Below are 7700 nucleotides of genomic sequence, written 5' to 3' on the forward strand. Positions count from 1 at the left end.
AACCCTCAGCACCGTGCTCTGGACCGCCCCGGCCAGCGGCTCCTCCACCGCCGACCGCCCGCCGTCCGTCGACCAGACCACGGCGAGCCCACGCACCAAGGCCTACCAGGTGACCGCCTGGTGGATGCACGGCGGCGAAGAACTGACGACCCGTTTCACCACCCTCGCCACGGAATTCGGCGCGTTCCTGACCAACGGAGACGGCGAGGTCGAGGAATCCGCCGTCAAGCCCTACTGCGACCGCATCAACACCCTCGCGGCCGACACCACCGCCTACTTCCGCATCCCCGAAACCCAGGCCCAATCAGAGTGGCAGCAATACCTCACCCACCTCACCCAAAGCGGCCACGACTGCGACACCGCCGTCCACGGCCACGACGGCGACCACCTCGTCTCCTCCCTCCAACAACTCGCCACCGCCGCCACCCACATCAAAGACGCGACCCAACGCATCACCGACCTCGGCACCGCCGGCGGCCTCGACAAGCTCCCGGGCAAATAGCACTCTGCAAGCCCTCCAGAGCTGATGGCGACTTTTGACGTTTCGCCGGTCACGTATCCCGCGTATCTGTTGCAAGCCCTCCTGGGCTGATGCGGCCCGTCTGGCGACTACCGCGACCCCAACACCCACCCATTGCAAGCTCTCCTGAGCTGATGGCAACCTTCGGCTTTGTTCCCAAAAGTCCGACAGCAGCCTGGTTACGAACCGGGGCTTGATACTGGTGAGCTCGCGTAACCAAGTGTCGCGTATTCGCAGCTGCAGGAAGCCTGGTGGTGACTGTTCGTAGTTCTGGGCGGATGCGGCTGGAGGATAGAGAACTTCTGCCGGGTCAGGTCAGGAACTCGGCGAGCCCGTGTCGATGACGATCATCTTCTCCACCGTGTACCTGTCCAGGTCCGGATTGTGCTCTTGCTGGCCTGCGCGGATGCGGTGGAAGCGGAAAGTCCCGTTGGTGGTACTCGCGCTGACGATGCATCGGATCTGGAGTGGAGGTTCGAATGAACGGCCGAGATGGCAGATGTGCAGGGCCAGGTTGAGGCCCTGGGCCAACAGTAGCCTTTGATCGGCCTCGGCGATGACGGGCTCACCGTCATCCAGGACGTCAACGGGCACGGGCACGAAATCCTCAAGGTGGACGCTGTTGACGCTGCACTCCCACGCGGTGAGGTCGATGAAGCCTCCGGTTCCGGCGTCGCGCAGGTGACGGGCGGTATCGGTCAGCACCACGGCGTCCCCGTGGAGAGCGATGCCGTTGGCTGTGAGATCACGGAGTCCAGCTGTCAGTCCCTGTGGTGGCTGTGTAGGTGCGAGTCCTGCCCATGCGCCGAGGAGGACCGCCGCCGCATCGTTCATCTGCACTGTAAGCACGGAGCAAGGATCCCTCAGGGGCTCCGGAGGCGGGGAAGCAGGGCCGCTTCCACGGTCTTGGTACTGGTGAGCTCGCCTATTCAGCTACCGTCACTTCGCCGTGCCGTCCAGCCCGATGGTGACCATAGGTGGTCGCCTGCGGCGTACCGGCTCCAGGTCCCGCCGCTTTCTCTGAGGAGGCGGCTTGTGGTCTTGTCGTGGTAGCCGAGGGCGTCCGCGACGACGGGGGCGGGCAGTTCGAGGAGTTGTTGCCGGATGGCGGCGCCGCGGGCGGCGGCGACCGGGATGCCGATCTCGCGCAGTCGTGAGGACATGTGGTCGGGACGGGCCGGCCGTCCGGCCCGGCGGCCGGGGAAGAGCCAGCGGGATGCCTGATTGGTGGCGGTGTTCATGTTGTCGCGGTCTGCGATGTAGGCCAGTAGCAGGGCTGCCGCTGGTTCGGGGACGGGAGAGGCGGGCTCCCCGAGCCGCAGAAGTGTGGTCTCTCCGTCGTGGAGCACGTCGTCGACCGTGAGTTGGACGATCCGAGTCAGGGGTTGCGCGTAGAGGAGGACGATGACGCTGGCGACACGGAGGCGCATCGGGGTGTCTGCGTCGGTCAGCAACCGGCCGAGTGCGGCCAAGCGCTCGTCCTCGCTCAGTGCGGGTCGTCTGGAGATCTTCATGGTGGGGACGGACAGGGAGTGTGGACATCGGCGGCTCTTCCTGGCCCAGTTGAGGAAGGGCCTCAGGCAGGTGCGGCTGTGTTCGGTGTTGTCCGCGAACCAGGCGTCGATGTCGAGTTGGCCGCAGGACTAGAGGGTGCCGTCCCGGGTGCTGAGCCACTGCAGGAAGGTGGTCGCGTGCTTGATCTGCTCGGTTGCGAAGCGGCGGATGCTCGGTGTGATGTGCCTCCGGTCGGCTCGCTCCCGTAGGTGGGGAAGGACCTGGCGGCGGCCGAACTCGCCGTACTCGACGCCGTGCGGGTTGCGGCCGAAGTCGGCGGCGTCGAGCATCCGCGTCTCGTTGCGCCGCAGCCCGTAGGCGTAGGCGGTCTTGAACAGGGTGGCGTCACGAAATGCCGGCAGCCAGCCCTTGCGGCCGAAGGCCCTGATCCGGGCGACCTCGTCATCGCAGTGCTCGAAGAACGCGTGCAGCTCGGCCTTGGTGAACGCCCGTTTCTTCGCATCGGCCTCGTCGTCCTGGACGTGCACTGCGGTGTTCCACTCGTGAACGACCTGGACCGGGTGGGTGCCGAACCGTTCCTCGCACGTGGCCGCCCAGTCGTAGAGCGGATCGGTGACGAAGTGGCAGAACGCCCGGACCGCCTCCGAGTAGGACCGGATCGTGGAACGACGCAGGTCCCGCAGCGATCGCAGGTCGCCGAGCCACTCGTCGACCATCGCCGGCGTCCAGTGCCACGGGTAGGTATTCACGTACGCGGCGAACGCCTTGACCGTGTTCTCCCGGCCCTCCACCGTCGTCCGGGCCAGATTCCGCGCGAGCTGCTGGTTGGCGAACCCAGTCAGCATCGCGGTGAAGACCTGTTCCTCCGGCCGCAGCAGCGCGACTCCGTCCACCAGGTGCAGCCGTGCCGCACCTGGGATCGACCCGTTGAACCCCACCGGTCCACCACCCTCCGTCACTCGCGTCGTATGCGAGAAAACCGCATCTGATGCGAGTCGGCGAACAAACCGCAGGTCAGTCAGCCGGACGAGTGACACCAGCTGGCATCGCCTTCACGTCCGTGGCTACCGTCGCCACCAGCAGGCTGGACCAACTTCCATGTTCAGCACGCTGGTGGGCGCTGTTGGCCACGACGATTCGCGAACCGTCGCGAGTTCGCATCGGATGCAATTGGCGGCGCTTGGAACATCGGAACGAAAACCGGCGCTAAGCCCCCGTCATGCCTGGTGGACGGCTGACGGAGTACCAGCGGCGGCGCAATCTGAAGTCTTCCCACGGATAATGGCCCGTTATCCGTGCCCCCGGGATCTCCTGCGCGCCATCGCCTCCACTGACCCCCAACTCGCCCACCTCACCGACACCCTCACCGCGGACGGCCTCGCCAACTTCCCCAATCCGTTCCTCGGGTAGCCCCGGGGCCTCGGTCAGTCCAGGTCGGCGGAGGTGGCGGAGTACCTGGCCGAGCAGCTGGACATCGCCGACGCCTCGGTGCTGGTGGAGTCCGGCGGGCCAGCGACACCATCTGGACCGGCTGACCTCAGGTCGGCGTGCCTGGCCACTCAGCTGGCCATGGCCAGCTCCACGGCGAGCAGCCGATCCCGCTGTCGGCCGTCGTCCACGAGGCCGCCTTGCGCATGGGCTTCGGCGGTCCGAAGGTTGCCCGGGAGCAGTTGGAATACCTGTTGACCGTGAGCGAGCAACCTCACATCGACCTGAGGGTGATCCCGTTCGGTACCGGCAGCTACCCCAGCTCCGGAGCCGGAATCGTGTACTTCAACGCCGAGGTTGCACGACTGGACAGCGTCCAGGGCGATGGAGACAGATCCGAGTTCATCGACACCGAGCCGCAGTTGATCAAATATCGAGCTGTGATGGATCGGCTGGAGGCAAGTGCGCTCAAGCCCGACGCATCCCGCGACCTCATCCGCCGCATTGCCCAGAGCATCTGAAAGAGGACAGAGCATGGCCGTTCACGACTGGCAGAAGTCCTCATTCAGCGGCGACGCTGCCAACTGCATCTACGTCTCAGCAACCACCGACGGCGCCATCAAGATCCGCGAGAGCGACGACCCCGACACCATCATCACCCGTACACGCTGGCGCGGTGCGGTGAGCGCGAACAGCACCTTCCACCAGTCGTACCAGCTGCTGCCCTTGGGCGCCGTCGCCGCCGCGAGCAGATCCGCCACCAGGGCGGACGACACGGCGTCCAGATCGGCCACGCTCACCCGGCTCGGATCGTCCCGCTCGGCGAGGACCGCCACGGCCCAGGCGCCCGCCCGCTGCAACGGATGGCCCGTCGCGACGAGAGCGGTCACCGCACCCACCCGAAGCCCTGAATCGTGTCCAGGCCCAGCCCCCAGGAGCGGATCGCGTTCACGAACCGACCGTCGGCCTCCATCACCACCCGCACCCGCGCCCCGATCCTCGGCGCCCCACGGACGGTGAACCGCCGCCGGGGGCCTGCCTCCAGGACTCGCACGCCGCGCGGGGCGGGCAGGCCGAGGATGTCGGCCTTATGCGTCAGGTTGTGCTGCAGACGGTCCAGGTAGTGCTCGTCGCCCGGCAGCAGGTTCCGGCCCTCGTGTTTGAGGATGACGGGTGTCATGGTCTCCAGCTCCACCTGACCCTCCCCGGCCGGCAGTGCGGCGTCCATGTCCACCGCGATCCCGCGCACCCGCAACCGCGTTGAACCCCAGGCGAGTTCCTCGGTTCCGGCCAGCGCCCGGACCAGCACCGAGGCGATCTCCGGCACCGGCGACCCGAACCACACCGGCCCGTCCCGCGAAGTGGAGTACACCCCCTTACCACGCGGCGCCCCAACGAACTGCGGCCCGGCCACCCCCACCGGCTTCAGCGGCTTCCCGCGCCACCCGTCGTCGTGCAAGGTCTGTGCCAGCGCCTTGTCCTGAGTGTTCAGCAGCTTGTACACCACACCCCGAGCCGCCCCGTGCACGTCCTCCCACCGCACACTCGACGCATCCGGCGTCACATCCACCCTCACCCGCACCGTGCTCTCCTGACCCACGTGTCGCAACCAAGCCGAACGGCAAGCTAGTTGGACGCGAACGATCGACATGCGATTCCTCACAATGTGCACCAATGGCCAGCTGCATGTGCTAGGAGCCCCGACACCACCGCCGGCCCCGCACCACGAACAGCGTCCACCCACCCTGGCGCCGACCCCAAAACCCCCTGACCTGCGACGATGCACTACCGCCGAGTCGCCGCACCGTCACCGCCACAGGCAGGTTGCCAACACCCCTGGACCTGGTGCTTTACTCTCGGGTGGCAACCAGCCCTGGAGGGCTTGCAACGGCCAGGACGCCGAGCCGACGTGAGCGCGTTCCCGCCCGCTCCGGAGAAGCCTCGGGCCCCGGTCGCTGTGCAGCGACCGGGGCCCAGGGAGTTATGGGGTGCCGCCGACTACTCGACGGTCACGCTCTTCGCCAGGTTGCGCGGCTTGTCCACGTCGCGCTGGAGAGCAACAGCGGCGTGGTAGGCCAGCAGCTGGAGGGGGATGTTGAGGAGGAGCGGGTCGAGCTCCGGCTCGCTCTTGGGGACCAGGATGCAGTGGTCGGCGAGCTTCTCCTCGGGGCGGCGGTGGGCGACGGCGAGGACGCGGCCGTGGCGGGCCTTGATCTCGCCGAGGGTGGTGAGGTTCTTGTCGAGCAGTTCGTCGTCGGGAACGAGGGCGACGGTGGGGAGTTCGGGGCTGATCAGGGCCAGCGGGCCGTGCTTGAGCTCGCTCGCCGGGTAGGCCTCGGCGTGGATGTAGGAGATCTCCTTGAGCTTCTGCGCGCCCTCGCGGGCCACGGGGTAGCCGCGCACCCGGCCGATGAACATCATGCCCACCGAGTCGGCGTACTCGGCGGCGAGTTCGGCGATGGTGTCGCTCTGGTCGAGGATCTCGCGGATCTGGTCCGGCAGGGCCTGCAGGGCGGTCACGATCCGGCGGCCGTCGGCGGGCGAGAGGTCGTGGATGCGGCCGAAGTGCAGGGCGAGCAGGGCGAAGGCGACGACGGTGGAGGTGAACGCCTTGGTGGAGGCGACGGAGACCTCGGGGCCGGCGTGCAGGTAGATGCCGCCGTCGCATTCGCGGGCGATGGCGCTGCCCACGGTGTTGACGACGCCGAGCACCCGGCCGCCCTTGCGCTTGATCTCCTGGACGGCGGCGAGCGTGTCGTAGGTCTCGCCGGACTGGCTGACCGCCACGTACAGGGTGTCGGCCTCGATCACCGGGTTGCGGTAGCGGAACTCCGAGGCGGGCTCGCTGTGCGCGGGGATGCGGGCCAGCTCCTCGATCAGCTGGGCGCCCATCTCGCCCGCGTAGTAGGCGGATCCGCAGCCGAGGATCTTCACCCGGCGGATCTCGCGCAGCTCCCGGGCGTCCAGGTTGAGGCCGCCGAGGTGTGCGGTGTTGAAGCGCTCGTCGAGCCGGCCGCTGAGGGTGCGCTCGACGGAGGTGGGCTGCTCGTGGATCTCCTTGAGCAGGAAGTGCTCGTAGCCGGCGGTGTCGTAGGAGTCGATCTCCCAGTCCACGGTGGACGGCTGGCGGTGGGTGGTGCGGGCGTCGGCGGTGAAGGTGCGGAAGCCGTCGGCGCGTACGGTGGCCAGCTCGCCGTCCTCCAGGTGGACGACCTGGCGGGTGTAGCGGACGAGGGCGGAGACGTCGGAGGCGACGAACATCTCCTTCTCGCCGATGCCGAGCACGATCGGGCTGCCGTTGCGGGCGACGACGATCCGGTCCGGCTGCTCGGCGTCGAGCACCGCGATGCCGTAGGTGCCGACGACCCGGCCGAGGGCGGCCCGGACGGCGTCCTCCAGGTCGACGCCTTCGAGGGCGTGCGCGGCGATGAGGTGGGAGAGCACCTCGGTGTCGGTCTCGGAGCGGAAGACGGCGCCGTCGGCGGTCAGCTTGGCGCGCAGTTCGTCGGCGTTCTCGATGATGCCGTTGTGGACGACGGCGATCCGCTCGGCGTTGTCCAGGTGCGGGTGGGCGTTGGCGTCGCTGGGCACGCCGTGGGTGGCCCAGCGGGTGTGGCCGATGCCGGTGCCGCCCTTGAACCTGGCGGGTACGGCCGCGGCGAGGTCGGCGACCCGGCCCTTGACCTTGCGCAGCTTGATCCCGCCGGTGCGTCCGGCGACGGCGACGCCGGCCGAGTCGTAGCCGCGGTACTCCAGCCGGGCCAGCCCCTCCAGCAGGAAGGGGGTCGCGTCCTTGGGGCCGATGTAGGCCACGATTCCGCACATGCGTGGGCTCCTCTTCAGATGACTTCGGGGACGGCAAAGTACGACCGGGAACGGCCGGGAACCGGCGGCGCTCAGCCGTACACGATCCGGCGCAGCTGCCGCGCCGAGAGTTCCGGCGCCGCGACGCGGCGGGCGGGCAGTTCCTCGGCGAGCCGGGCGAAGATCCGTTCGTTGGTCAGGCCGCGTGCCTGGAGCTCGGTGTGGCGGCGGCGCACGTACTCCTCGGTGCTCTCGGAGAAGTACGCCAGGACCTCCGCCACGACCCGCGCCGCCTCGCGGGGCCCGAGGGGGCTGGTCCGGGTGAGGTGGGCGAGGAGGTCTTCGTGAGGGTGGGGTGAGCTCGGCACGAGAGAGGAGCCTAGGCCGGACCGGTCACCGAAGCCAAAGATCTTGCCCGAATTCGGGCAGGCTT

Annotated in this window: 10 protein-coding genes and 1 pseudogene; 4 read left to right on the plus strand and 7 right to left on the minus strand. The window is 68.1% G+C overall.

Features of this window, described 5'->3' with window-relative positions:
* Positions 1-502, plus strand: a 502-nt coding sequence (locus J0670_RS23750; RefSeq protein WP_207813685.1) for a hypothetical protein, incomplete at its 5' end; no start/stop codon positions are given.
* 333 nt (positions 503-835) lie between these two features.
* Here the strand turns inward: J0670_RS23750 and J0670_RS23755 are convergent.
* The 3 genes from J0670_RS23755 to J0670_RS39440 all read right to left on the minus strand — a co-directional run bounded on the left by J0670_RS23755 (position 836) and on the right by J0670_RS39440 (position 2973).
* Positions 836-1369 carry a hypothetical protein gene (locus J0670_RS23755; protein WP_207813686.1) on the minus strand — a complete coding sequence of 178 codons (534 nt, stop codon included), beginning with the start codon at positions 1367-1369 and terminating at the stop codon, positions 836-838.
* Between the two features lie 80 nt (positions 1370-1449).
* A complete protein-coding gene (locus tag J0670_RS23760) occupies positions 1450-2034 on the minus strand; it encodes a hypothetical protein (RefSeq protein ID WP_243437422.1) in 585 nt (194 codons plus the stop codon).
* 129 nt (positions 2035-2163) lie between these two features.
* Positions 2164-2973 carry a site-specific integrase gene (locus tag J0670_RS39440; protein WP_243437423.1) on the minus strand — a complete coding sequence of 270 codons (810 nt, stop codon included), beginning with the start codon at positions 2971-2973 and terminating at the stop codon, positions 2164-2166.
* 343 nt (positions 2974-3316) lie between these two features.
* Between J0670_RS39440 and J0670_RS40000 the strand changes: the two genes are divergently transcribed.
* From J0670_RS40000 to J0670_RS39445, 3 genes and pseudogenes are all read left to right on the plus strand, one after another.
* Positions 3317-3445 (plus strand): hypothetical protein, encoded by a 129-nt coding sequence (locus tag J0670_RS40000; protein WP_279383063.1) that lies wholly within the window; start codon positions 3317-3319, stop codon positions 3443-3445.
* Positions 3446-3582: 137 nt separating this feature from the next.
* A complete protein-coding gene (locus J0670_RS23765; protein WP_207813687.1) occupies positions 3583-3984 on the plus strand; it encodes a DUF5753 domain-containing protein in 402 nt (133 codons plus the stop codon).
* Positions 3985-3997: 13 nt separating this feature from the next.
* Positions 3998-4078: pseudogene (locus J0670_RS39445) on the plus strand (DUF397 domain-containing protein); the annotation flags it as partial.
* Here J0670_RS39445 and J0670_RS39450 read toward each other — a convergent pair.
* The 4 genes from J0670_RS39450 to J0670_RS23785 form a co-directional block, all read right to left on the minus strand.
* Entirely contained in the window at positions 4054-4353 is a 300-nt protein-coding gene (locus J0670_RS39450; protein ID WP_243437426.1) for a hypothetical protein, read from the minus strand. The pseudogene J0670_RS39445 and the gene J0670_RS39450 overlap by 25 nt on opposite strands.
* Complete coding sequence (gene cas6, locus J0670_RS23775; protein WP_307806660.1) at positions 4350-4967, minus strand: CRISPR-associated endoribonuclease Cas6; 618 nt, start codon at positions 4965-4967, stop codon at positions 4350-4352. The genes J0670_RS39450 and cas6 overlap by 4 nt, the downstream gene beginning before the upstream one ends.
* Positions 4968-5461: 494 nt before the next feature.
* The gene (gene glmS / locus J0670_RS23780) at positions 5462-7288 is read right to left on the minus strand and encodes a glutamine--fructose-6-phosphate transaminase (isomerizing) (RefSeq protein WP_207813689.1); all 1827 of its coding nucleotides are present in this window, start codon (positions 7286-7288) and stop codon (positions 5462-5464) included.
* Positions 7289-7359: 71 nt separating this feature from the next.
* Positions 7360-7635 (minus strand): hypothetical protein, encoded by a 276-nt coding sequence (locus J0670_RS23785; protein ID WP_196951654.1) that lies wholly within the window; start codon positions 7633-7635, stop codon positions 7360-7362.
* Positions 7636-7700: the final 65 nt, after the last annotated feature.

It is taken from the genome of Streptomyces sp. FH025, assembly GCF_017427025.1.
In the GTDB taxonomy this organism is placed as follows: domain Bacteria; phylum Actinomycetota; class Actinomycetes; order Streptomycetales; family Streptomycetaceae; genus Kitasatospora.

Bases quoted from the DNA above. Each gene is read 5' to 3' on its own strand.
- J0670_RS23760 (WP_243437422.1), bottom strand. From the start codon at position 2,034: ATGAAGATCTCCAGACGACCCGCACTGAGCGAGGACGAGCGCTTGGCC.
- J0670_RS40000 (WP_279383063.1), top strand. From the start codon at position 3,317: ATGGCCCGTTATCCGTGCCCCCGGGATCTCCTGCGCGCCATCGCCTCC.
- glmS (WP_207813689.1), bottom strand. From the start codon at position 7,288: ATGTGCGGAATCGTGGCCTACATCGGCCCCAAGGACGCGACCCCCTTC.